General features: G+C 66.1%; 23 protein-coding genes, 1 tRNA gene and 1 pseudogene. 13 read left to right on the top strand and 12 right to left on the bottom strand.

From position 1 onward, the window contains the following. Positions 1-389 precede the first annotated feature (389 nt). From ACJH5R_RS08135 to ACJH5R_RS08115, 5 genes are read right to left on the bottom strand one after another with little or no spacing between them, the layout of a single operon-like run. The gene (locus ACJH5R_RS08135) at positions 390-1265 is read right to left on the bottom strand and encodes an SDR family NAD(P)-dependent oxidoreductase (protein WP_406759606.1); all 876 of its coding nucleotides are present in this window, start codon (positions 1263-1265) and stop codon (positions 390-392) included. Then, positions 1262-1687, bottom strand: a complete 426-nt coding sequence (locus ACJH5R_RS08130; RefSeq protein ID WP_046286453.1) for a carboxymuconolactone decarboxylase family protein — start codon at positions 1685-1687, stop codon at positions 1262-1264. The genes ACJH5R_RS08135 and ACJH5R_RS08130 overlap by 4 nt, the downstream gene beginning before the upstream one ends. Continuing rightward, positions 1687-2577: an NAD(P)-dependent oxidoreductase gene (locus ACJH5R_RS08125; RefSeq protein WP_406759607.1), complete on the bottom strand. Its 891-nt coding sequence runs from the start codon at positions 2575-2577 to the stop codon at positions 1687-1689. Before ACJH5R_RS08125 ends, ACJH5R_RS08130 begins: the two co-directional genes overlap by 1 nt. After that, positions 2574-3326, bottom strand: a complete 753-nt coding sequence (locus tag ACJH5R_RS08120) for an SDR family oxidoreductase (RefSeq protein WP_406759608.1) — start codon at positions 3324-3326, stop codon at positions 2574-2576. The genes ACJH5R_RS08125 and ACJH5R_RS08120 overlap by 4 nt, the downstream gene beginning before the upstream one ends. A 31-nt stretch (positions 3327-3357) precedes the next feature. After that, complete coding sequence (locus ACJH5R_RS08115) at positions 3358-4827, bottom strand: aldehyde dehydrogenase (protein ID WP_406781726.1); 1470 nt, start codon at positions 4825-4827, stop codon at positions 3358-3360. A 228-nt stretch (positions 4828-5055) separates the two neighbouring features. On the opposite strand from ACJH5R_RS08115, the gene ACJH5R_RS08110 reads away from it, so the two are divergent. The 10 genes from ACJH5R_RS08110 to ACJH5R_RS08065 all read left to right on the top strand — a co-directional run bounded on the left by ACJH5R_RS08110 (position 5056) and on the right by ACJH5R_RS08065 (position 14309). Further along, positions 5056-5649, top strand: a complete 594-nt coding sequence (locus ACJH5R_RS08110) for a TetR family transcriptional regulator (protein WP_406781846.1) — start codon at positions 5056-5058, stop codon at positions 5647-5649. Next, positions 5646-6863: a cytochrome P450 gene (locus tag ACJH5R_RS08105; protein WP_406781725.1), complete on the top strand. Its 1218-nt coding sequence runs from the start codon at positions 5646-5648 to the stop codon at positions 6861-6863. Before ACJH5R_RS08110 ends, ACJH5R_RS08105 begins: the two co-directional genes overlap by 4 nt. Continuing rightward, on the top strand, positions 6864-7691 hold the full coding sequence (locus tag ACJH5R_RS08100) for an SDR family oxidoreductase (protein WP_406781724.1): 828 nt from the start codon (positions 6864-6866) through the stop codon (positions 7689-7691). It begins immediately after the preceding gene. Continuing rightward, entirely contained in the window at positions 7688-9043 is a 1356-nt protein-coding gene (locus ACJH5R_RS08095) for a cytochrome P450 (protein WP_406759612.1), read from the top strand. Before ACJH5R_RS08100 ends, ACJH5R_RS08095 begins: the two co-directional genes overlap by 4 nt. 19 nt (positions 9044-9062) lie before the next feature. Then, the gene (locus ACJH5R_RS08090) at positions 9063-9272 is read left to right on the top strand and encodes a ferredoxin (RefSeq protein ID WP_406781723.1); all 210 of its coding nucleotides are present in this window, start codon (positions 9063-9065) and stop codon (positions 9270-9272) included. 3 nt (positions 9273-9275) lie between these two features. Beyond that, positions 9276-9821 carry a nuclear transport factor 2 family protein gene (locus ACJH5R_RS08085; RefSeq protein WP_406759614.1) on the top strand — a complete coding sequence of 182 codons (546 nt, stop codon included), beginning with the start codon at positions 9276-9278 and terminating at the stop codon, positions 9819-9821. A gap of 25 nt (positions 9822-9846) precedes the next feature. Next, complete coding sequence (locus ACJH5R_RS08080) at positions 9847-10929, top strand: diacylglycerol kinase (protein WP_406759615.1); 1083 nt, start codon at positions 9847-9849, stop codon at positions 10927-10929. Between the two features lie 48 nt (positions 10930-10977). After that, positions 10978-11718, top strand: a complete 741-nt coding sequence (locus ACJH5R_RS08075) for a glucose 1-dehydrogenase (RefSeq protein WP_406781722.1) — start codon at positions 10978-10980, stop codon at positions 11716-11718. A gap of 78 nt (positions 11719-11796) precedes the next feature. After that, the gene (locus ACJH5R_RS08070; RefSeq protein WP_406759617.1) at positions 11797-13038 is read left to right on the top strand and encodes a cytochrome P450; all 1242 of its coding nucleotides are present in this window, start codon (positions 11797-11799) and stop codon (positions 13036-13038) included. A 143-nt stretch (positions 13039-13181) separates the two neighbouring features. Then, positions 13182-14309 (top strand): NDMA-dependent alcohol dehydrogenase, encoded by a 1128-nt coding sequence (locus ACJH5R_RS08065; RefSeq protein WP_406759618.1) that lies wholly within the window; start codon positions 13182-13184, stop codon positions 14307-14309. A gap of 74 nt (positions 14310-14383) precedes the next feature. On the opposite strand, the gene ACJH5R_RS08060 is transcribed toward ACJH5R_RS08065, so the two are convergent. Next, a complete protein-coding gene (locus ACJH5R_RS08060) occupies positions 14384-14914 on the bottom strand; it encodes a YceI family protein (protein ID WP_406781721.1) in 531 nt (176 codons plus the stop codon). Positions 14915-15025: 111 nt separating this feature from the next. Between ACJH5R_RS08060 and ACJH5R_RS08055 the strand changes: the two genes are divergently transcribed. Then, positions 15026-15430: an HIT family protein gene (locus tag ACJH5R_RS08055; protein WP_406759620.1), complete on the top strand. Its 405-nt coding sequence runs from the start codon at positions 15026-15028 to the stop codon at positions 15428-15430. Positions 15431-15433: 3 nt separating this feature from the next. Here ACJH5R_RS08055 and ACJH5R_RS08050 read toward each other — a convergent pair whose 3' ends face one another. Both ACJH5R_RS08050 and ACJH5R_RS08045 read right to left on the bottom strand, forming a co-directional pair. Continuing rightward, positions 15434-16897, bottom strand: a complete 1464-nt coding sequence (locus ACJH5R_RS08050; RefSeq protein WP_406759621.1) for a sensor histidine kinase — start codon at positions 16895-16897, stop codon at positions 15434-15436. A 63-nt stretch (positions 16898-16960) separates the two neighbouring features. Continuing rightward, complete coding sequence (locus tag ACJH5R_RS08045; RefSeq protein WP_406759622.1) at positions 16961-17680, bottom strand: response regulator transcription factor; 720 nt, start codon at positions 17678-17680, stop codon at positions 16961-16963. A 108-nt stretch (positions 17681-17788) separates the two neighbouring features. Between ACJH5R_RS08045 and ACJH5R_RS08040 the strand changes: the two genes are divergently transcribed. After that, positions 17789-18532 (top strand): hypothetical protein, encoded by a 744-nt coding sequence (locus ACJH5R_RS08040; RefSeq protein WP_406759623.1) that lies wholly within the window; start codon positions 17789-17791, stop codon positions 18530-18532. 47 nt (positions 18533-18579) lie between these two features. Here ACJH5R_RS08040 and ACJH5R_RS08035 read toward each other — a convergent pair. Next, positions 18580-18986: pseudogene (locus ACJH5R_RS08035) on the bottom strand (HNH endonuclease). Between the two features lie 46 nt (positions 18987-19032). After that, positions 19033-19108: transfer RNA gene (locus ACJH5R_RS08030), tRNA-Thr, on the bottom strand. A 428-nt stretch (positions 19109-19536) separates the two neighbouring features. Between ACJH5R_RS08030 and ACJH5R_RS08025 the strand changes: the two genes are divergently transcribed. Further along, complete coding sequence (locus ACJH5R_RS08025) at positions 19537-20790, top strand: hypothetical protein (RefSeq protein WP_406781720.1); 1254 nt, start codon at positions 19537-19539, stop codon at positions 20788-20790. Positions 20791-20825: 35 nt separating this feature from the next. Here the strand turns inward: ACJH5R_RS08025 and ACJH5R_RS08020 are convergent, their stop codons facing one another. Together ACJH5R_RS08020 and ACJH5R_RS08015 are read right to left on the bottom strand one after the other, a co-directional pair. Further along, positions 20826-21686, bottom strand: a complete 861-nt coding sequence (locus ACJH5R_RS08020; RefSeq protein WP_406781719.1) for an alpha/beta fold hydrolase — start codon at positions 21684-21686, stop codon at positions 20826-20828. Positions 21687-21695: 9 nt separating this feature from the next. Then, positions 21696-22502 (bottom strand): glucose 1-dehydrogenase, encoded by an 807-nt coding sequence (locus ACJH5R_RS08015; RefSeq protein WP_406781718.1) that lies wholly within the window; start codon positions 22500-22502, stop codon positions 21696-21698. Between the last annotated feature and the right edge of the window lie 2 nt (positions 22503-22504).

Raw genomic sequence — 22504 nt, 5'->3', positions numbered from 1 at the left:
AAGTGAAATCACTCATAGGCTTACTAACGGAAACGTCAATTTCGGCCAAGAAAAGGGGTCGCAGCCCTTCGGCGACCGACCAATCCGGACTGCCCTAGGGGGCCTAGGGTAATCCGTACGCGACTTTCGTCCACCCGAGTGCCATCTTCGCCACCGCGGGCTTTCCGGCGGCGTTCCAGCCCAAGAAGCGAGGATCGGGTCTGCCGACGTCACCGACTAGCACGCCCGCGCGCCGCCACACCTGACTCTCAGATCCCGACGGGTCGAGCTACGCACTGGACCAGGCGACCCCGCCTGATAAGCGAAGAACGAGTCACCCCAGATGTGACGGCCGACGAAAGCCGCTGCACATTCGTGGCGACGGCGTCAAGAAGTGACGTCCCGTCGTGTCAGCGGCTCGCCACCATGGCGTGCAGTTCGTCGACGGTCCAGGGCGAAAAGCGCTGGTGATCGCGGTATCCGAGTACCGCGGGAACCGGGCGTTCGAAGCGGCCCAGGAAGCCACCCGAGGCCAGGAACACCGATCCGCTCACCCCGGCGGACAGATCGCTGGCCAGGTAGGCGTACAGCGGGGCGACGTAATCGGCGGGGGCTGGATCCAGCGAAGCCTGCATGCTGATCTCATCCAACAGGCCTCTGGCGTTCAGGTCTCGGATGTGTTTCTCATAGTCGTCTCCGGTGGACAACCGGGTCTTCGCGCCAGGACAGACGACGTTCGCCCGCACCCCGTAGGGCGCGAGCTCCGCGGCCACCGCCACGGTCAGGCCGTTGATCGCGCCCTTGCCGGCGGGATATCCGGTGCCGCCGTAATCGCCCAGAAATGCCACCGAGCCGCTGTTGACGATCGAGCCTCGGCGCTGCTGGGCCATGATCGGCGCGGCCGCCCGGCAGGTCTGAAAGGCCGTGCCCAAATGTGCGTCGAGCAGATCGTGGAACTGCTCGGTGGACACCGACAGGATCGAGGAGCCGCGGGGTTCGGCGACGCCGGCGCAGTTGATCAGCACGTCGACGCTGCCGTATTCCTCCCGACAGGCCTGGACCAGCGCCACGGCGGTCGCCTCGACATGGGCCGCGCCGGCCAGGCCGACGGCCCGCCCACCCGCTGCGGTGATCGCTTCGGTGGTGTCCTGCACCGCCCCCGGGTCCCGGCCGTTCACCACCACTCCGGCACCGCAGCCCGCCAGCAGCTGCGCCACCGCTCGGCCGATGCCGCGGCTGCCGCCGACCACAACGGCGCCCCGCGCGACGAGCAGGTTCTGCGTCACTCGCCCTTCTGCTTATCCAGCACGGCTGCGACGTTGGCTTTCTTGTCCTCGCCCTTGCCCGCGGCAGCGGCCTTGTTGCGCTTGGCAATCACCTTCTCCACCACGGCGTTCAGCCCGGATCCGCGCGGGAAGCCGACGTAGTGGGTGATGAAGATGGCCATCTCGCGCAGTTCGTCCTCGGTCAGCTCGCCGTTGTGCAGGGCGGCGTTGACCTGGATCTCGGCCAGGTCCTTCTCCCCCACCGCGGTGACCACCGTCAGCGTCATCAGGCGCTTGTCGCGCATGGAAAGCCCCGGGCGGCTCCAGATCCGGCCGAACAGGTGGTCGGCGGTGAGCGCGAAGTACTCACCCGGCATATCGGGCATGTCCCAGGCGTAGACCTCGTTCATCTTGGCCAGCCCGGTACGGCGCAGTTCGTCCATCAGATCTCTCCCGGTTCTTGAAAAGCGGAGTCCTCGCTGTGCGGCACGCCCAGACCGGCGGCGAGTTCGGCGAGCGCCACCTGGGCGAGCGGAAGGTCGACCCCGGTGGCCTGTCCCAATCCCAGTGCGAGACTGAGGTCTTTCTCGCCGAGTCCCCGGGTGTGGGTGAAGGCGTTGTACAGGAAGTGGTCCGCCGGCAGCGGTGCGGTCGAGTCCAGCAGCATGATCGCGCCGGGGCCGCCGGTGAGCGCATCGGTGTGGCGCACCACCCGGCCCAGCGCCTGCAGATCGAGTCCGGCCGCCTCGGCCAATTTCATGGCTTCGCCGGCCGCCGCGTAGGCAGTGAACGTCAACATGTTGCGCGCCAGCTTCATTCGGGTTCCAGCGCCGGGCTCCCCGGCGTGGATCACCAACGATGCCCACTGCTTGAATGCCGGCTTGATCTGCTCGTAGACCGCGCGATCGGCACCGACCATGGTGGCCAGTTGGCCCTTCTCGGCCGCCCCGGCACCACCGCTGACCGGTGCGTCGATGACGTGAATGCCCTGCGGCTTGAGTTCCTCGGCCAGCTCGGCGGCCGTGGTGTCGGCGATCGTCGAGTGGATCGCGATGACGGTGCCCGGCTTCGCCGCGGGCACCAGCTCGGCGACCACCTGTCGGACCTGGGCGTCGTCGAGCACCGTGATGCTGATGATGTCGGCGTTCGCCCCGACCTCGGCGACGCTGCCCGCAACGCTGGCCCCGGCCTCGGCCAGTGGCGTCATCGCTTCGGTCCGCAGGTCGAAAATCGTTACGCCGCCGGGCCAGTCGACCAGACGCTTGGCCATCGGCGCACCCATATTGCCGAGGCCGATGTAGCCAAGACGGGGCTGCTGTTCCGGGCTGCTCATGAGCGGATGATCTGTCCGCCGTCGACGTTGAAGATCTGGCCGGTGATCCACGACGCTTGGTCCGACAGCAGGAACAGGCACATCGGGACGAGATCCTCCGGCGTGCCCATCCGGGCCAGCGGCAGCTGCTGCACCATCTGCTTGACGATGGCCTGTGGGGTGGTGACCCGGTTGGCCTCGGTGTCGATCGGGCCGGGTGCGATCGCGTTGATCCGGATGTTGCGCCAGCCCAGTTCACGGGAGAGCTGCTGGGTCAGGCCGTTGACGCCGACCTTGGCCAAACCGTAGAAGTTCGAGTACACCCATGCCGCGGTGGAGGACTGGTTGACGATCGCGCCGCCGCCCCGCTTGGCCATGTGCTCGTAGACGGCCCGCGTGCAGATCAGTGCGCCGTCCAGATTCACCCGCATGAAGTTCTCGTAGTAGTCCCACGGCACGGTCAGCAGGCCGTCGAGCTTCATCCCGCCGAAGATCGCGGCGTTGTTGACCAGGTAGTCGATTCCGCCGAACTCAGCCACGGCCGCATCCGCCATGGCCTGCGCCGATTCCAGGTCGGAGACGTCGACGCGTACCGCGATCGCCTTGCCGCCGTCGGCAACGATCTGGTCGGCCACGGTCTTCGCGCCGTCGATGTTGATGTCAGCGACCACCACCGCGGCGCCGTCGGCGGCGAGGGCCTGGGCGTAGGCCTGCCCGATACCGCCACCGGAGCCGGTGACGATAGCCACCTTGTCGTCGAATTGGCCCATCTGCTTGTTCTCCTTGATCCGGTACTAGTCGTTAGTTCGCTGCTGTCGCAATGGCTTTGATTTCCAGGTACTCCTCGAACCCGGCGACGCCCATCTCGCGGCCATTGCCGGACTGCTTGTAGCCACCGAACGGCATATCCGCGGAGTACCAGACCCCGCCGTTGACGTTGACGGTGCCGGCCCGCAGTCGGGCCGCTACCCCCGCCGCCCGCTCGGCGTCGGCACCGTAGACGGTGGCGGACAACCCGTAGGGCGAGTCGTTGGCGATGCGCACCGCGTCGTCGTCGCCATCGTGCGGAATCACGGTGAGCACGGGGCCGAAGATCTCCTCGCGGGCGACCCGCGCCTCGTTGGTCAGCCCGGCGATCACGGTGGGTTCGATGAAGAAACCGGCGGGCTGATCCGCTGGGCGACCGCCACCGCAGGCGAAACTGCCGCCCTCGGCGATCGCCAGATCCAGGTAGCTCTGCACCCGGTCACGCTGGCGCGCGGAGATCACTGGGCCGCAGATGGTGCCGGGCTTCGACGGGTCACCGGCCTTGATCGAGCCCATCGTGCCGGCCGCGATGGCGACCGCCTCGTCGTAGCGGGCCCGGGGCACCACCAGACGCGTGGTGATCGCGCAGCCCTGCCCGGCGTGCAGGCAGACCGAGAATCCTGCCACCGAGCACGCCGCGGCCAGGTCGGCGTCGTCGAGTACCAGGAAGGCGGACTTGCCACCCAGCTCCAGGAACACCTTCTTGATGGTGGCAGCGGCATCGGCCATCACGCTGCGGCCGGTGGCGGTCGATCCGGTGAACGAAACCAGGTCCACCCGTGGGTCTTTGGCGAGTGTGGCGCCCAGCGCGTGGTCGGTCGAGGTGACGATGTTGACCACGCCCGGTGGGATGTCGGTCTTCTCCGCGATCAGCTCTCCGAGCACCGCAGCGACCCACGGCGTGTCGGGTGCGGGTTTGAGCACGACGGTGTTGCCGGCGGCCAGTGCCGGGCCCAGCTTGGCCAGGTTGATCTGGTGCGGGAAGTTCCACGGGGTGATGGCGCCGACGACGCCCACCGCCTCCCGCACCACCGAGCGGCGAGTGGGGATGCCCATCGGCGCGGCCTGACCGAGATCCTGTTTCCACTCGTAGTTTTCGGCGGTGTCCGCGGCGAAACTGAGGTCGTTGATCGGCCCCTCCAGCTGCGCGCCGGCGGTCAGCATCCGGGGCGCGCCCACGTCGGCGATGGTCAGATCGCGAAGCTCCTCGACATGCTCGAGCATCGCCTCACGCAACTGACGTATGCAGCGCACCCGCAGTGCGGTGTTGGTCGACCAGTCGGTCTCGTCGAACGCCCGGCGCGCCGCACCGATGGCGCGATCCATGTCGGCGGCGTCGGCATTGGCCGCCTCACCGAGCACCTCTTCGGTGGCCGGGTTGACGGTGGCGAAGCCGCCGGCTCCGCCCGAGGTCAGCTTGCCGTCGATAAGCAGCCGGCTCACGCCGTCAGCCAGTAGCGCCATCTTCTCACTCCCGCAGCTTGGTCGCAGTCCCCCGTGAAGAAACACTGCGAAAATGGACACATGTCCGTTATCACCGGCTCGAACCCTAGCCTCAGAGTTGGCGCGCCCGCAACCCTCTTAGCCTGAAACCGTTGTTTCCCAGGGGACTTGCCTAACAAATCCACCTTCAGCTACGTTGGACACGTGTCCAGCGAATCGGTGGCGGCAGTCACATCGACGAACGCTGCCTTGGCTGACCCCGCAACTGCGGGTGCCACGCCCGCAACCCGCAATCGGCGCCAGGAGGAGACCTTCCGCAAGGTGCTGGGCGCCGGCGTCGAGATGCTGCGGGAGAAGTCCTATGCAGACCTGACCGTCCGCGCGGTCGCGGCCCGCGCCAAGGTCGCCCCGGCCACCGCCTACACCTATTTCTCCTCCAAGAACCATCTGATCGCCGAGGTGTATCTGGACCTGGTTCGTCAGGTCCCGTACTTCACCGACGTCAACGAGCCGATGCCGAGTCGGGTCAACCAGGCGCTGCGGCACCTGGCACTGGTGGTCGCCGACGAACCCGAAGTCGCGGCGGCCTGCACCGCAGCGCTGCTCAGCGGCAACAGCGACCCGGCGGTCCGCACAGTGCGCGATCGGATCGGCGCGGAGATCCACCGCCGCATCACCTCGGCGTTCGGTCCGGACGCGGATGCCCAGAAGGTCTCCGCCCTGGAGATGACCTTCTTCGGCGCTCTGGTCAACGCCGGCAGCGGCGCCTTCACCTACCACCAGATCACCGATCGGCTGGCCTACGTCGTCAGCCTGATCCTCGAATCAGGAGCACCGCGATGAGCTTGCAGACGGCACCACCCGTCCTCAACCCGTACGACTACGACTTTCACGAGGACCCGTTCCCGTATTACCGGCGCCTGCGCGACGAGGCCCCGGTGTATCGCAACGAAGAGCTCGACTTCTGGGCGATCTCGCGCCATCAGGATGTGCTGCACGGGTTCCGCAACAGCGAAGCGCTCTCCAATCGGGACGGGGTTTCCCTGGACCCGGTCTCCCGCGGCCCCCATGCCCAGCTGGTGATGTCGTTTCTGGCGATGGACGATCCGCAGCACCTTCGACTGCGCACCCTGGTGTCCAGGGGCTTCACCCCGCGCCGGATCCGCGAGCTCGAACCGCAGGTTATTCGGCTGGCGCGTCAGCATCTGGACAACGCGATCCAGCCCGGCTCCGACGGCACCTGCTCGTTCGACTTCATCAACGATTTCGCCGGCAAGCTGCCGATGGACGTCATCTCCGAGCTGATGGGCGTCCCGGAGGCCGATCGGGCCCGGATCCGGGAACTCGCCGACGGGGTGCTGCACCGCGAAGACGGGGTGACCGACGTCCCGCAGTCAGCGATCCAGGCATCGATGGATTTGATGACCTACTACAACGAGATGATCGCCGATTTCAAGAAGAATCCGGCCGACAACCTCACCTCAGCGCTACTGGAGACCGAGGTCGACGGCGACCGGCTCGGCGACCAGGAGATCCTGGCCTTCTTGTTCCTGATGGTGATCGCCGGCAATGAGACCACCACCAAGCTGCTGGGCAGTTCCATCTACTGGGGCCACCGCAACCGTGACCAGCTGGCGCCGCTCTACGCCGACCGCTCGCTGATTCCGCTGTGGGTCGAGGAGACACTGCGCTACGACACGCCCAGCCAGATCTTGGCGCGCACGGTCGCCGAGGACTACACGCTGCACGGCACCACCATTCCGGCCGACTCGGTGGTGCTGTTGCTGCCCGGTTCCGGAAATCGTGACGAGCGGGTCTTCGACGACCCCGACGCCTTCCGGATCGGCCGCGACATCGGCTCCAAGCTGCTCAGTTTCGGCAGCGGCGCCCACTTCTGCCTCGGCGCACACCTGGCCCGGATGGAGGCCCGGGTGGCGCTCGACGAACTTTTCAGCCGGATCAGCGACTACCAGGTCGATGAGGCCAAGGCCGTGCGGGTGCATTCATCCAACGTGCGCGGCTTCGCCGACCTCCCGATCACCGTCAAGGAGGCATAAATGCCACGTTTCGACCCATCCCCGGACCGGCGGCCCGCCATCGTCACGGGCGCATCCTCGGGTATCGGCGCCGCCACCGCAGAAGAGTTGGCGGGCCGCGGATTCCCGGTAGCCTTGGGCGCCAGGCGTGCGGATCGGCTCGCCGATCTGGTCGCCAAGATCCGCGACAATGGCGGCGAGGCGGTGGCGTTCCCACTCGATGTGACCGACGCTGATTCCGTCAAATCGTTTGTGGCGCAAAGCATCGACGCACTGGGAGAGATCGAGCTACTGGTCTCCGGTGCAGGCGACATGAATCCCGGCCGCATCCACGAGCTGTCCACCGAGGCGTTCAACGACCAGATTCAAGTACACCTGATCGGCGCCAATCGGCTGGCCACCGCCGTCCTTCCGGACATGGTCGCCCGCCAGCGCGGCGACGTGATCTTCGTCGGATCCGATGTTGCGTTGCAGCAGCGTCCACACATGGGCGCCTACGGTGCAGCCAAAGCCGCGCTGGTCGCGATGGTGCACAACCTGCGGATGGAGTTGGAGGGCACCGGGGTACGCGCTTCCATCGTCCACCCCGGCCCGACCCTGACCGAGATGGGCTGGAAGCTGTCCGCCGAGCAGGTGGGGCCGATGCTGGAGGACTGGGCCAAGTGGGGTCAGGCTCGGCACAGCTACTTCCTTCGGCCGCAAGATCTAGCTCGCGCCATCGCGTTTGTTGCCGAAACCCCGCGCGGCGCACACATCGTCGACATGGAGGTGCAGCCCGAGGCCCCGCTGCGCGACACCGCCTCCGATCGCCAGAACCTGCAACTGGGTGAGGAAGGAATGCCGTCATGACCGTCACCACTGAGGTTCCCCGGGTCTCCGGGGGCGAGGCCGAGCACGGCCACCTCGAAGAATTCCGCACCGATCCGATCGCGTTGATGCAGCGCGTGCGCGACGAATGCGGCGACGTCGGCTGGTTCGACCTGGCCGGCCGCAAGGTCGTGCTGCTGACCGGCGCCGAAGCCAACGAGTTCTTCTTCCGCTCCACCGACGACGAGCTCGACCAGGCCGCGGCCTACCCGTTCATGACCCCTATCTTCGGCAACGGCGTGGTGTTCGACGCCCCGCCGGAGCGGCGCGCGGAGATGTTGCACAACACCGCACTTCGCGGCGAGCACATGAAGCGCCACGCCAGCACCATCGAGCATGAAGTGCGCCAGATGATCGCCGACTGGGGCGACGAAGGCGAGATCGACCTGCTGGAGTTCTTCGCCGAGCTGACCATCTACACCTCGACGGCGTGCCTGATCGGGCGAAAGTTCCGTGAAGAACTCGACAACCGGTTCGCCCAGCTCTACTACGAACTGGAGAACGGCACCGACCCGCTGTGCTACGTCGACCCGTACCTGCCGATCGAGAGCTTCCGTCGCCGTGACGAGGCCCGCGTCAAGCTGGTCGAACTGGTTCAGGGCATCATGAACGGCCGGCTCGCCAACCCGGAGTCCGACAAGAAGCGCCGGGACATGATCGACGTCATGGTGTCGATCCCGGACGAGAACGGCAACCCGCGGTTTTCCGCCGACGAAATCACTGGGATCATCATCTCGATGATGTTCGCCGGGCATCACACCAGCTCGGGAACCAGCGCGTGGACGCTGATCGAGATGCTGCGCCACCCCGAGGCCCATGCCGCGGTGATCTCCGAACTCGACGAGCTCTACGCCGACGGGGGCGAGGTGAGTTTCCATGCGCTGCGCCAGATCCCGAACCTGGAGAACGTGCTCAAAGAGACCCTGCGCATGCATCCGCCGCTGATCATTCTGATGCGGGTGGCCAAGGGTGAATTCGAGGTCTGTGGCTACCCGATCCACGAAGGCGACATGGTGGCGGCTTCGCCGGCGGTCTCCAACCGGATACCGGAGAACTTCCCCGAGCCCAATGACTTCGTGCCGGAGCGCTACAACGAACCGCGCGAGGAAGACGTCATCCACCGCTGGACGTGGATCCCGTTCGGGGCTGGTCGGCACCGCTGCGTGGGGGCGGCGTTCGCCACCATGCAGATCAAGGCGATCTTCTCGGTTCTGCTGCGCGAGTACGAGTTCGAGATGTCGCAGCCGCCGGAGACCTACCGCAACGACCATTCCAAGATGGTGGTGCAACTGGCTCGCCCCGCCAAGGTGCGCTACCGCCGGCGCAACAAGTAGAGGCCGAGGGAGCGCTGAAATGGGTAGCTACACAGTGAAGGTGGACCTGGACTTGTGCCAGGGCCACGCCATGTGCGAGCTGGAGGCGCCCGGCTACTTCCAGGTGCCCAAGCACGGCAAGGTCGAGATCCTCGACTCCGAACCACCAGACGAAGACCGCCGCCAGATCCAGGCAGCCGTGCGGTCCTGCCCCACCCGAGCGTTGTCCATTGAAGAGAAACAGGATTGAACTATGACGTCATTTCCCCGCGAACAACTCGAAGAATGGGTCGAGCGTTGGCTGCAGGTCAATCGCGATGCCGAAGCGGCCGGTGACTGGCGGCCGCTGGCTGACTTCTACGCCGATGACGCGACCTACGGATGGAACATCGGCCCCAAAGAGGACGTCATGTGCGTCGGGATCGACGAGATCCGCGACATCGCGCTGGGTCTGGAGATGGAGGGGCTGGACAACTGGCAGTACCCGTATCAAAGGGTGATCATCGACGACAAGCAGGGCGAGATCGTCGGATTCTGGAAGCAGGTCGCGACAGACGCCGACGGCGCCGAGTCGGAGATCTACGGCATCGGCGGCAGCTGGTTTCGACTCAACGCCGACGCGAAGATCGAGTGGCAGCGTGACTTCTTCGACTTCGGTCACGTCCAGAAGCTCTACTTGGATCTGATGACCGCAGGCAAGCTCTCGGCCGGAATGCAGAAGCGTATCGAGCGCAGCCTGGCCGGCGAGAAGCTCCCCGGCTACTTCCCGCTGGGAACTTCTCCGGTTCCACTCTGGTAGAACACAACCCACTCCAGGAGAACTCGTGGCCATACGTGTCGCCCTGATCGGCACCGGCAACGCCGGGCGCATCGCCCTGCGCGGGCTGATCACCAATCCCGCCTACGAGCTCACCGGGGTGTGGGTCTCGACAGCAGCCAAGGTGGGCCAAGATGCCGGCGAGCTAGCCGGTCTCGACGTCCACACCGGCATCGCCGCCACCGACGACTTCGAGGCGATCATCGGCGCCAAGCCCGAGGCCGCGGTCTACTGCGCGATGGGCGATACCCGGCTGCCCGACGCGCTCAAGGACGTCTGCCGGTTGCTGGCCGCCGGTATCAATGTCATCGGGACCGCCCCGGGGGTGCTGCAGTATCCCTGGGGCGTCATCCCGGACAAGTTCATCGCGCCTATCGAAGACGCAGCCCGGCAGGGCAATTCGAGCGTCTACGTCAACGGTGTCGATCCCGGATTCATCACCGATATGGTGCCGCTGGCCTTCGCCAGCACATGCCAGAACATTGAGCAGATCCGTTGCCTTGAGATCGCCGACTACGCGACCTACGACGGCGCCGAGGTCATGTTCGATGTGATGGGCTTCGGCAATTCGCTCGACAACGTGCCGATGCTGCTGCAGCCCGGCATTTTGAGCATCGCGTGGGGCGCCACGATCCGCGAGCTGGCCGCCGGATTGGGCGTGACCCTGGATGCCATCACCGACTCGTCGGAGCGCGAACCCGCTCCGGAGGCGTTCGATATCGCGGCCGGGCACATTCCCCAAGGCGGTGTCGCCGCACTCAAGTTCGAGATCAACGGCATCGTGGACGGCAAGCCGCTGATCGTGGTCGAGCACGTCACCCGGCTGCGCAGCGACCTGCGCCCGGACTGGGCGCAGCCGGCACAGCCGGGCGGCTCCTATCGGGTCGAGATCACCGGCGAACCGTCCTACGCCGTCGACATCTGCCCGACCAGCCGGCATGGCGATCACAACTACGCCGCGATCGCCGTCGGTGTTGGCCGGGTGGTCAACGCGATTCCCGCCGTCGTCGCGGCACCGCCCGGAATCGTCACCACCCTCGACCTGCCATTGGTCGGCGCACCCGCCGTCATCGCGACAACCACCGACTGAGACACCGAAGACAACCACCACCACCGAGGACTGAAAGGCGGAATGCGCATGGGACGTGTAGAGGGCAAGGTAGCTCTGATCAGCGGGGGTGCACGCGGTATGGGTGCGGCCGATGCCCGGATGCTGGTCGGCGAGGGCGCCAAAGTGGTGATCGGCGACGTGCTGGACGAAGAGGGCGCAGCGCTCGCGGCTGAGCTGGGTGACGCCGCGCGCTATGTGCATCTCGACGTCCGGGACCCCGAGCAGTGGGCTGCCGCGGTGAGCGTCGCGGTCGAGACGTTCGGGAAGCTGAACGTGTTGGTCAACAACGCCGGGACCGTCGCGCTGGGGCCACTGCGCAAATTCGATCTGGACCAGTGGCACAACGTCATTGACGTGAACCTCAATGGCACATTCCTGGGCATGCGCGCGTCCATCGATTCGATGATCGCCGCCGGCGGCGGGTCCATCATCAATGTGTCCTCGATCGAGGGCCTGCGCGGTGCGCCGATGGTGCACCCGTACGTGGCCTCGAAATGGGCGGTGCGTGGACTGACCAAATCCGCCGCTCTCGAGCTGGCCCGCCACAACATCCGGGTCAACTCGCTGCACCCCGGTTTCATCCGCACGCCGATGACCGAGCATCTGCCCGAGGACATGGTGACGATCCCGCTGGGCCGGCCCGGTACGTCCGACGAAGTCGCCACCTTCGTGCTGTTCTTGGCCAGCGACGAGTCCTCCTACGCCACGGGTTCGGAGTTCGTCATGGACGGCGGTCTGGTCACCGATGTTCCGCACAAAAATGGTTGACACTCGGTCATACACCTAGCCATCATGTGTATGCCCGGGCGAGGTTAGCGCTCCAGTGACAAACCAAAGGTGTTCGTCTTGACATCAACGCAATCAGCTTGTCCGTTCGGTTCTGGTTTCGACTTCACCGATCCGGACGTCCTGCTCCACGGCATGCCGATCACCGAGTTCGCCGAACTGCGCAAGACAGCGCCGATCTGGTGGAACGAACAGGCCGCACACAGCAACATCTTCGATGACGGCGGCTACTGGGTCATCAGCAAACACCAACACATCAAAGAGATCTCGCGCGACAACGACGTGTGGTCGACCAATGCCAAGGGCGCGGTCATGCGCCTGCCCGACGGCATCACCGCCGACCAGTTGGATCTGACCAAGGCGTTGTTGATCAACCACGACCCGCCCGAGCACACCCGGCTGCGCAAGCTGGTGTCACGGCTGTTCACGCCCCGCTCCGTGGGTGCGCTGGAGGAGAAGCTGGCCCAGTCGGCCCGCGAGATCGTCGCCGCGGCGGCCGAGAAGGACAGCGGCAATTTCGTCGACGACATCGCGATGCGACTGCCGCTGTTGGCGATCGCCGATCTGCTCGGGGTTCCCGAGGCCGATCGGGAGAAGCTGTTTCACTGGACCAACTCGATCATGAACACCGATGACCCGGATTTCGATTCCGATCCGGCGATGGCCAACGCCGAGTTGATGGGCTACGCCTACACCATGGCCGAGGAGCGGCGGCGCTGTCCGGCCGATGACATCGTCACCCGATTGGTCCAGGCCGACATCGACGGCGAATCCCTCGGCGAGACCGAGTTCGCGTTCTTCGTCATCCTGCTGGCGGTGGCGGGCAACGAGACCACCCGCAACGCCATGACGCACGGCATCAACGCCTTCGCCGAGAACCCCGATCAGTGGGAGCTCTACAAGCGGCAGCGGCCCGAGACCGCCGTCGACGAGATCGTGCGCTGGGCGACCCCGGTGCACTGTTTCCAGCGCACCGCGAAAATCGACACCGAACTCGGCGGGGTGGCCATCGGCAAAGGGCAGCGGGTCGGACTGTTCTACAGCTCGGCAAACTACGACGAAGAGGTCTTCGACCGGCCGTTCAGTTTCGACATCCTGCGCGATCCCAACCCGCACCTGGCGTTCGGCGGGCAGGGCACCCACTACTGCATCGGTGCCAACTTGGCCCGGATGGAGATCCGGCTGATCTTCGACGAAATCGCCAACCAGCTCCCGGATATCGCGAAGCTGGCCGAGCCGCAGCGACTGCGTTCCGGCTGGATCAACGGGGTCAAGGATCTGCAGGTCGCCTACCACGGCTAGGCCGTCGGCGGCGCGACTCGGCGGTGCGGGCCCAGGGGTTCGAAGGGGTTCGAACGAACCTTCCCGCCGCCCCGTAGTCGGTTATAGGCTCCGAGCAGGGGACTGCCGGACGTCCGGAAATTCAAAAGGAAAGCAGGTTCGCGGTGAAGACAAAGGGTGCGTTGCTCTGGGAGTTCAACAAGCCGTGGTCGGTCGAGGAGATCGAGATCGGTGACCCCCAGAAAGACGAGGTCAAGATTCAGATGGAGGCGGCCGGTATGTGCCACTCCGACCACCACCTGATGACTGGCAGCATCCCCATGGCCGGCTTCCCGGTCCTCGGTGGACACGAGGGCGCCGGCATCGTCACCGAGGTCGGCCCCGGGGTGGAAGACATCGCCCCCGGCGACCACGTGGTGCTGTCCTTCATCCCGTCCTGTGGCACGTGTCCGACCTGTCAGTCCGGACTGCGCAACCTGTGCGATCTGGGCGCCGGACTGCTCAGCGGCGTGGCGGTCAGTGACGGCACCTTCCGCGTCACCGCTCGCGGCGAAGGCGTCTACCCGATGACGCTGTTAGGCACTTTCTCGCCGTGGATGGTGGTGCACAAGTCTTCGGTGGTGAAGATCGACCCGTCGATTCCGTTCGAGGTGGCCTGCCTGGTGGGCTGCGGTGTCACCACCGGCTACGGCTCGGCCGTCCGCAGCGCGGACATCCGCCCGGGTGAAGACGTCGCGATCGTCGGCGTCGGCGGGGTGGGCATGTCGGCACTGCAGGGCGCGGTCAACGCCGGTGCCCGCAACATCTTCGTCATCGACCCGGTGGACTGGAAGCGCGACCAGGCGCTGAAGTTCGGTGCCACCCACGTCTACCCCGACATCTTCGCCGCGATGGGCGGCATGATGGAGGTCACCGCCGGCCTGATGGCCCGCAAGGTGATCGTCACCGTCGGCGAGGTACACGGCGCCGACGTCGACAACTACATGATCTTGACCGCCAAGGGCGGCACCTGCGTGCTCACCGCGATGGGGTCCATGCTGGACAACCAGGTCACGCTCAACCTGGCGATGCTGACGTTGTTGCAGAAGAACCTGCAGGGCACCATCTTCGGCGGCGGAAACCCGCAGTACGACATCCCGCAACTGCTGTCGATGTACAAGGTCGGCAAGCTGAACCTGGACGACATGGTGACCCGCCAGTACAAGCTGGAGCAGATCAACGAGGGCTACCAGGACATGCTGGACGGCAAGAACATTCGCGGCATCATCCGCTACACCGACGCCGACCGATAAATCATCAGTTGACTCTGCGCTGAGGGCGAAGAAGTGCGAGAAGCACCCGCCCTCAGCGCAGAGTCAACGGAGTACTAGGCGGGCCGAAAGACCAGACTGGCCCTGAGCCTGGTCCGGTTGCCGACCATGCCCAGGAAGTTCCCTTCCACCGCGAACTGCTTGCGGGTGACGGTCGCCTCGGTGGTCAGCCGCACTCCGCCGTCTTCGATCGGGGTCACCTCGACTTTCAGTGGCAACGGCCCGGTGATGCCCTTGACGGTCAGTTCGGCCTCCAGCCGAGCGACATCGCCTCCGGCCGGCTCCCCACCGGTGACCACGACGGTGATGTCGGGGTAATGGTCGGTGTTGAAGAAGTTCGATCGGCGCAGGTCGTGGTCACGGGTGCCCAGGCCGGTGTTGATCGAGGCGGCCTTGATATCGACCCTGCCGGACACCGTTTTGTCGTTCTTGATCTCGCCGCTGCCGCTGAATTCGGTAAACGCGCCGCGGACCTTCAGCGCGCCCCACATGGTTCCGTTCTCGAATCGGATGCTTGATTGCCCGGGATCCAGATTCCAATTCCCCACTGCCTTAGGACTGCTGAGAAATGTTGCGACAGATGACATCTCATCTCCTCCGCCTCCGGCGTGGCAAGCCCGCACGATGGGTATCAGCTCGTCCTCGATAATACGCAGCAGCGGCCGTTTAATCTGGCACTCGGCGCATATGCTGATCCCATGACCACCGTGTTCACCAAAATCATCAACCGGGAGCTGCCGGGTCGATTCGTCCACGAGGACGACGACGTCGTCGCCTTCTTGACCATCGAGCCGATGACCCAGGGCCACACGCTGGTGGTGCCCCGCGCCGAGATCGACCAGTGGCAAGACATCGATGGCGCCGCCTTCGCCCAGGTGATGGCGGTGGCACAGAAGATCGGCAAAGCGGTGTGCCGAGCGTTCGACACCGAGCGGGCCGGCATGATCATCGCCGGCCTAGAGGTTCCCCACCTGCACGTCCATGTCTTCCCGACCCGCAGCCTGTCCGACTTCGGTTTCGCCGGCGTAGATCGCAATCCGTCGGCGGAATCACTCGACGAGGCGCAGGCCAAGATCAAGGCCGCACTGGCCGAACTGGGCTGAGACTCAGACGATCTCAGCGGGCAACTCGGCCGCCCGGGCCGAGGTGTCGGAAAGTCGCGGTAGCGAGACCCGGAACGTGCAGCCTTGGCCCGGCGGCGAGCTGACGGTCACCGTGCCGTGATGCGCGCGGGTCAGGGAGTCGACGATCGACAGCCCCAATCCGGTGCCGCCACTGGCCCGTGCCCGCGACGAATCGGTCCGGAAGAACCGCTCGAAGACCCGCTCCACGTCCTGCTCGCTCATACCGGCGCCCTGGTCGATGACCTCGAGGATCGCGTCGTCGCCCTCGGTGCCGACCCGCACGGTGATCGCAGTCCCGTCCGGGGTGTGCTGCAGCGCGTTGGAGACCAGATTGCTCAGCACCTGCCGCAGCCGCGCTTCGTCGCCAAGCACCTCCGGAGTTCCCGGACCGTCGAACACCTCGAGCTCCACGGCCCGATTCGGCGCGATGGCCCGTGCGTCGTGCACAGCGTCGGTGGCCAACACCAACAGGTCGACCCAGTGCCGCTCCAGGGGACGCTGCGCGTCGGTTCTGGCCAGCAGCAGCAGGTCCTCGACGAGCAGGCCCATCCGGCGCGCTTCACTTTCGATACGCGACATCAGCAACTCCACATCGCGGGCCGCCCCCTGCCGGTACAGCTCGGCGAAGCCACGAATCGTGGTCAGGGGGGTGCGCAGTTCGTGGCTGGCATCGGTGATGAACCGCCGCATGCGTTCCTCGGAGATGCGCGCGCTCTCCGCCGATTCCGCCGAGGAGGCCACTGCCTCCTGGATCTGCGCCAGCATGCCGTTGAGCGCCAACGTGAGCCGTCCGACTTCAGTACGTGAATCGCGTTCGGGCACACGACTGTCCAACTGGCCGGCAGCAATCGCCGCCGCGGTCCGTTCGACTTCGGCCAACGGACGCAGGCTGCGGTTGACCACCACATAACCTGCGGCGCCCAGCACCAGCAGCACCCCGACGCCGATCGTCACCCGCCACCAGGCCAGATAGCGCAGGGTGGCCCGGGGATCGGATAGATCCCTGGCCACGGTGATCAGTCGGCCGTTCTCGCCGTGCACCGACAGCGCCCGCCACTGCACGCCCGACCCGTCGACGGAGCCAATCGTGATCGGCACCGATCCCACGTCGTTGTCCGGCGGCAGCAGCGGCTCGGCGTTCTGGTCGTTGACGACGGTCCAGATGCTGCCATCGGGGTCGACGTCGCGGACGTAGAAGCTCGTCGGCGGCCGACCGGGATTGGGGTCCTCCCCCTCTCGCGACGGCACCCGCCCCCGTTGTTCCAGTGCCCAGCCGTGGGCGGCATCGATGAGCGTGGCGTCGATCCTGCCGATCAGACGGTGCCGCAGAATCGTGGTCACGGCATACCCCTGTGCCAGCAACCCGATGGCCACCATGGCGAGGGTGGCAGCGACCAGGCTGACTTTCAGCGGCAAGATGTCCCGAAGGGGTTTGACCGTCCCCATATATTTCGACCTACAACCCGTTTCCGGCCTTCACGGGCCACCGTCGTTGGTCGCGGCTCGCGTTCATCGCGGCTCGCGCAGCACATAACCGACTCCGCGCAGCGTGTGCAGCAGGCGCTTCTCGCCGGTGTCGATCTTGCGCCGTAGGTAGGAGACATAGGACTCCACCACGTTGACGTCGCCGCCGAAGTCATAGCGCCAGACGTGGTCGAGGATCTTCGGCTTGCTCAGTACCGTGCCGGCGTTGATCACGAAGTACCGCAGCAGCGTGAACTCGGTGGGCGACAACGACACCGGTTGGCCGGACTTCCACACTTCGTGGGTGTCCTCGTCGAGTTCGATGTCGGCGAACGCCAGCCGCGAGTTGCGCGGTTCCTGGGCGCCCTTGCCCGCCCGGCGCAGGATGACCCGTAGCCGCGCCACCACCTCTTCCAGGCTGAACGGCTTGGTCACGTAGTCGTCGCCGCCGAGGGTCAGCCCGGTGATCTTGTCCTGCAGCGAGTCGCGGGCGGTCAAGAACAGCGCGGGGGCGTCGATGCCGTCGGCACGTAGCCGGCGCAGCACCCCGAATCCGTCCATGCCCGGCATCATCACGTCAAGGATCACCGCGTCCGGCCGGACCTCGCGCGCGCGGTCCAGCGCCGCCGGTCCGCTGGAGGCGGTGTAGACCTCGAAACCCTGGAATTTGAGGCTGACCGACAGCAGTTCCACGATGTTCGTTTCGTCATCGACGACCAGAACGCGGGCCTCCGGTGCAGCGTCATGCGCGGCTGTTGCTCCCATAGCGTCAATTCCCTCGCGGTCCGGTGAAAACCACCTGGATATCGGCTGCATGTTTACTGTCAATCAAACTAGCCGATGCCCGCTCCGAATGCCCCCTAGACTGGCCTGGTGAGCCTGGTCAAGCAGCTGATTGCCGTGTCCACCGCCCCGGCGCGCATCGGCCTGTCGATCGCCGACGCCAGTCTGGGCGTGGCCACGACGGCGCTCGGACTGGCTCGCCAGGCCCTCGGAGACGCCGGAAAACAGGGCCCGAACAGCTCGATGGCGCACATGCTGGGCCTGGACGACACCATTGCCCGGGCCAACCGGCTGGCCAAGTTGATGGACGACGACGCGCCCCTGGGGCGTGCGCTGGCGCCGGGTGGGCCGGCCGACCGCCTGCTGGCACCGGGCGGCCTGGTGGACCAGTTGACCGGGCCAGGCGGAGTCATCGACCGGCTCACCGCCGAGGGTGGCGGGCTGCAGCGGGCCTTGCAGCCCGGCGGCCTGGTGGATCAACTGACCGACGAAGACGGGCTGATCGAACGACTGCTGGCCGAAGACGGCCTGGCCGACCGGCTGCTGTCCGAGGGCGGACTGATCGACAAGCTGACCGCCCGTAACGGACCCCTGGAGCAGCTCGCCGGTGTCGCCGACACCCTGAGCCGACTGGCCCCCGGGATGGAGGCTCTGGAGCCGGCGATCGAGACCCTGCAGGAGGCGGTGATCGCGCTGACCATGGTGGTCAATCCGCTGAGCAACATCGCCGAGCGGATTCCGTTGCTGCCCCGCCGATCCAGCCGCCGCTCGTCGACCCGAACGGTGCGCTCCCAACGGGTGATCGACCAGGACCCGACCGATCCGCAGAATTGAGCCCGCTGGCGGCAGCCCGCTACGCCCCGACTTAGAAGGCCGAAGCCTCAATAGGACCGGCCATCGGCGTACCGCTGTCGCCGGTAGTAGTGCCCCCTGCCGCGATTCCTCGCCTTGTACGTCGGCAGCTGGCTGTCACAGTTGGGACAAACGAGGCGCAGATTCTCACGACGATTGTTGTTTGCATCTCCATCAATGTGGTCGATGATCAGCGTCAAAGTCACACCGTTCCACGTGCCCTCGATGCGGCAGATCGCACAGCAGCCGCCCTGCTGCTCACTCAAGTAGTCCCGGACATAGTTGCCGAGGTATGACGTGCGACCACAGACTCCGGTGTCGAGCCAGGCCTCCAAGAGCAAGCGTCGGCGGAGTGACTGTTGACATGCATTGCTGCAGAACACCCTTAGCCGACGGCCTTCAAATCGACGCCGCACCCGAGACAGGTCACTGTCATGAGACAGACGCTATCCACCAGTACCGACAAGAACGGCGCCGCCGAATGGAGCCGCGTGAGAGACTCGAACTCTCGACATCCGCTTTACAAGAGCGACGCTCTACCAACTGAGCTAACGCGGCCGGGCTGGCCCAATGAGCCATGGCGATTGTACGACGGGGTGATGCCGTCCGAGCCGCCCGCTCCCGCCAACTCAAGCCGGCGGATGCGCGAGCGGTGCTGCCAGCGTCCTCCAGTCAGCAGAAGGGTGCGGAACGAGCGCTTTGGTAAACAAGCCCGCGTCAGTTCAATCCTGACAGGGGGCTCCAGACCGCAGACGGCGCTCGCCGATCCACCTTAGGCGCGCGCGGTGGCAACCCCCGGAGACCGCGATCAGCCGGTTTTGCCTGGTCGGTTCTGGCCCACATCGGACGCTGGTACAGCAAACGCGCGGACCACCCACGAGTGGGGGGCCAGGAATCCCAGTTCACGTTTCCTGCGCTTTTTCTTACGAAAACCCGTATAGGGTCTCAGGTTGTAGTCAGTTCATTCGACTTGGGGGAGAACAACTATGCAGCTCACGCGGAATCCGTTTATCACCGGCAGCCTCGCGGTTACCTGCGCCGCTCTCGTCGCCGTCGCACCGGCAGCGCCGCAACTCCCGGCCCTCCAGAACCGGGCGGTCGAACTCACCGCGGTCGCCGCGTCCGCTGCCGACGCCACCAACTTGGGCTTCATCGTCATCGACGACGGCACCGTCGGCCTGTTCCCCCTCGGCCCGATGGCCGACATGTTCGGCCTCGGGCACGTGACGCTGGCGCAGATCGTCAACTTCCTGGGCCTGGGCGACGACCAGCTCAGTACCTTGCTTCCCGGCCTGGTCGACGGCTTGGGCCTGGGCCACACCACGGTGGGGACCCTGGTCGGTGGTCTCGGACTCGCCGACGTCGGGCTGGCCGGCCTGCTCAACGGACTGGTCGACGGGCTCGGCCTGGACGGTGTCACGCTCAGCAGCCTGGCCGACGGCCTGGGCCTGGGCGGCCAGAACGTCGGCGCCCTGGCCCTCGGCCTGATCAACGGGCTGGGCCTGAGCGGCGTCACCCTGGACCAGTTGGTGACCGGCCTGGGCTTCGGCGACATGGAGATGAAAGACCTGGCGCCCATCCTGACCGCCCTGGGCGCCGCCGTGCCGGGCCTGAACGACGTCACGTTCGGTGACGTGGTGAACGGGCTGGGCATGAGCAACGTTCAACTCAGCACGATCCTCACCGACCTCGGCGGGAACGCCATCTTCCTCAACACCCTGCTGGAGTGGGTCGGGGTGATCCCGGGCCTCAACAACATCACCACCCTGGGCGGGCTACTCGAGGTCGCCGGACTCAGCGACGCCGCCATCTTCCCCGGCCTAGCGACTCTGCTGACCGACCCGGCCGCCGGTATCGGCAGCATCGATCTCAGCAGCGCACTCGACGTCCTGGGACTGGACAACGCCACCCTCGGCCAGCTGCTGCCCACGCTCCCGCTGAACATGTCGGTCGACAGCCTGCTGGGCGGGCTGGGCCTGGACACCACCACCCTGGGCGACCTACTGGGCTCCGGCCTGATCCCGTTGGGTGCCACGGTGGGCGGCATGCTCGATTCCCTCGGCCTCTCGAGCACCAGCCTGGACGCCCTGATCGCCGGACTGAACGGTTCAGGGCTGAGCCTGCTCAACGACAGCCTGAACGACCTGCTCACCAACGTCGGCGTCGACGACGCAACCATCGACGACCTGCTCAACGGGCTCGGCCTCTACGACCACGCCCTGTTCAGTTTCAGCTTCTAAAGACCGGCTGCCCCGGGGAGGCTGGACTACCCGCGTCAGTCGCGCGTCAGGTACTCCAGCACCACGCGGGTGAAGGCGTCCTTGGCCTCGATCATGGTCCAGTGCCCGCAGTTGGGGAACACGTGCACCTCGGCGTCGGGGATGGTCCGCATCGGGATCAGCGCCATGTCCAGCGGGCTGACCCGGTCGTCGCGACCCCAGGTGACCAGCGTCGGTGTCTTGAGCCGGTGCATCATCGCCCACGGCAACGGGCCCTTGGACGCCTGCATCATCTTCACCATGTTGGTGAAGGCTTCCTTGCCGTACATCCGCCGGGCGCTGGCCAAGGTGTCGGGGTCGGTGGCCAGTGCCCACCGCTCCTCGATGAGTTCTTCGGTGACCACCGACGGGTCGTAGACCATCGAGTGCAGCCATCGCACCAGCGCGTCGCGGCTCGGGTTGTCGACGAAGTCCTGCAGCAACCGGATGCCCTCGGCCGGTCCCGGACTGAGCAGGTTGGTGCCGATACCGCCGATGGTCACCAGCTTGCTCACCTTGTCGGGGTTGCCGATCGCATAGCCGATCCCGACACCGCCGCCCATCGAGTTGCCCACGATGCTGAACTTGTCCAGGCCGAGGGCTTCGACGAACGCCGGCACCGCGCCGAACGCGGTCACCATGGGGTGCCCACCGAAGTCGTCGCTGACCCCGAACCCGGGGAACTCCAGCACCAGGCAGCGGAAGTGTTCGGCGAAGGCGGGCAGCAGGCCGCGGTAGTTGCGCCATCCGGTCACGCCCGGACCGGAGCCGTGCAGCATCAGCAGCGTCGGCCCGTTACCGGCTTCGTGGTAGCGCAGCACCCCTTGCTCGGTGGTGACCTCGCGCAGGGTCTCGTCGTGGCTCAGCTCGGCCGGCATGTGTCTCCCTCAAAGGTCCCGAAACTCTTTAGACAGGCTAACGCCGGATGCTGCCCGTTGCGGTGCCGGGGTCGGGATCTTGCCCGCGCTCGCCCCGCCGTCGACGGCCAGTTCGGCTCCGGTGACATACGCCGAGGCATCCGAGGCCAGGAAGGCGACCACGTCGGCGACTTCGGACGGCAGCCCGATGCGAGTCAGCGGCACTGCCGGGTGTCGGCCCAGTCCGGGACGAATGCCCAGGTGCGCGACCATCGGGGTGTCGACCATGCCGGGGTGTACCGAGTTGACTCGAATCCCATAGGGCCCCAACTCGATTGCCGCAACCTTCGTCAGGCCTCGCAGTCCCCACTTCGTCGACCCGTAGGCGCTGTAGCCGGCCAGACCCTGCAGTCCGGCTTGCGATGACACATTGATCACCGACCCGCCGCCGCTCGCCCGCATCGGCTCCACCACCGCCTTGACGCCCAGGAACGCCCCGATGAGGTTGACCCGCAGCATCGCCTTGAAGCCCGCGGCGGACTGCTCGACGAGCGGAACCGACTGGCAGATCGCGGCGTTGTTGACCAGGACGTCCAGCCTCCCGAACTCGCTGACCGCCATCTCGACCACGGTCTCCCACCCGGCCTCGTCCCCGACGTCGTGCCGCACGAACCGCGCCCCGAGTTCGGTGGCGACGCGCTCACCCTCGTCGGCCAGCAGATCGGTGAGCACCACCTGAGCACCCAGCGAGGTGAACAGCCGGGCCTCAGCTGCACCCTGCCCGCGCGCTGCCCCGGTGATGATCGCGACTTTGCCCTTCAAATCCACCAACGTCATCT

The sequence above is a fragment of the Mycobacterium sp. SMC-19 genome, assembly GCF_045310815.1.
Lineage (GTDB): Bacteria > Actinomycetota > Actinomycetes > Mycobacteriales > Mycobacteriaceae > Mycobacterium.
This window is presented reverse-complemented; position numbering and strand designations above follow the sequence as displayed.

Coding starts and splice junctions, on each gene's coding strand:
- ACJH5R_RS08130 (WP_046286453.1), bottom strand. CDS start 1,687: ATGGACGAACTGCGCCGTACCGGGCTGGCCAAGATGAACGAGGTCTAC.
- ACJH5R_RS08125 (WP_406759607.1), bottom strand. CDS start 2,577: ATGAGCAGCCCGGAACAGCAGCCCCGTCTTGGCTACATCGGCCTCGGC.
- ACJH5R_RS08120 (WP_406759608.1), bottom strand. CDS start 3,326: ATGGGCCAATTCGACGACAAGGTGGCTATCGTCACCGGCTCCGGTGGC.
- ACJH5R_RS08115 (WP_406781726.1), bottom strand. CDS start 4,827: ATGGCGCTACTGGCTGACGGCGTGAGCCGGCTGCTTATCGACGGCAAG.
- ACJH5R_RS08105 (WP_406781725.1), top strand. CDS start 5,646: ATGAGCTTGCAGACGGCACCACCCGTCCTCAACCCGTACGACTACGAC.
- ACJH5R_RS08100 (WP_406781724.1), top strand. CDS start 6,864: ATGCCACGTTTCGACCCATCCCCGGACCGGCGGCCCGCCATCGTCACG.
- ACJH5R_RS08095 (WP_406759612.1), top strand. CDS start 7,688: ATGACCGTCACCACTGAGGTTCCCCGGGTCTCCGGGGGCGAGGCCGAG.
- ACJH5R_RS08090 (WP_406781723.1), top strand. CDS start 9,063: ATGGGTAGCTACACAGTGAAGGTGGACCTGGACTTGTGCCAGGGCCAC.
- ACJH5R_RS08085 (WP_406759614.1), top strand. CDS start 9,276: ATGACGTCATTTCCCCGCGAACAACTCGAAGAATGGGTCGAGCGTTGG.
- ACJH5R_RS08075 (WP_406781722.1), top strand. CDS start 10,978: ATGGGACGTGTAGAGGGCAAGGTAGCTCTGATCAGCGGGGGTGCACGC.
- ACJH5R_RS08060 (WP_406781721.1), bottom strand. CDS start 14,914: ATGTCATCTGTCGCAACATTTCTCAGCAGTCCTAAGGCAGTGGGGAAT.
- ACJH5R_RS08055 (WP_406759620.1), top strand. CDS start 15,026: ATGACCACCGTGTTCACCAAAATCATCAACCGGGAGCTGCCGGGTCGA.
- ACJH5R_RS08050 (WP_406759621.1), bottom strand. CDS start 16,897: ATGGGGACGGTCAAACCCCTTCGGGACATCTTGCCGCTGAAAGTCAGC.
- ACJH5R_RS08045 (WP_406759622.1), bottom strand. CDS start 17,680: ATGGGAGCAACAGCCGCGCATGACGCTGCACCGGAGGCCCGCGTTCTG.
- ACJH5R_RS08025 (WP_406781720.1), top strand. CDS start 19,537: ATGCAGCTCACGCGGAATCCGTTTATCACCGGCAGCCTCGCGGTTACC.
- ACJH5R_RS08020 (WP_406781719.1), bottom strand. CDS start 21,686: ATGCCGGCCGAGCTGAGCCACGACGAGACCCTGCGCGAGGTCACCACC.
- ACJH5R_RS08015 (WP_406781718.1), bottom strand. CDS start 22,502: ATGACGTTGGTGGATTTGAAGGGCAAAGTCGCGATCATCACCGGGGCA.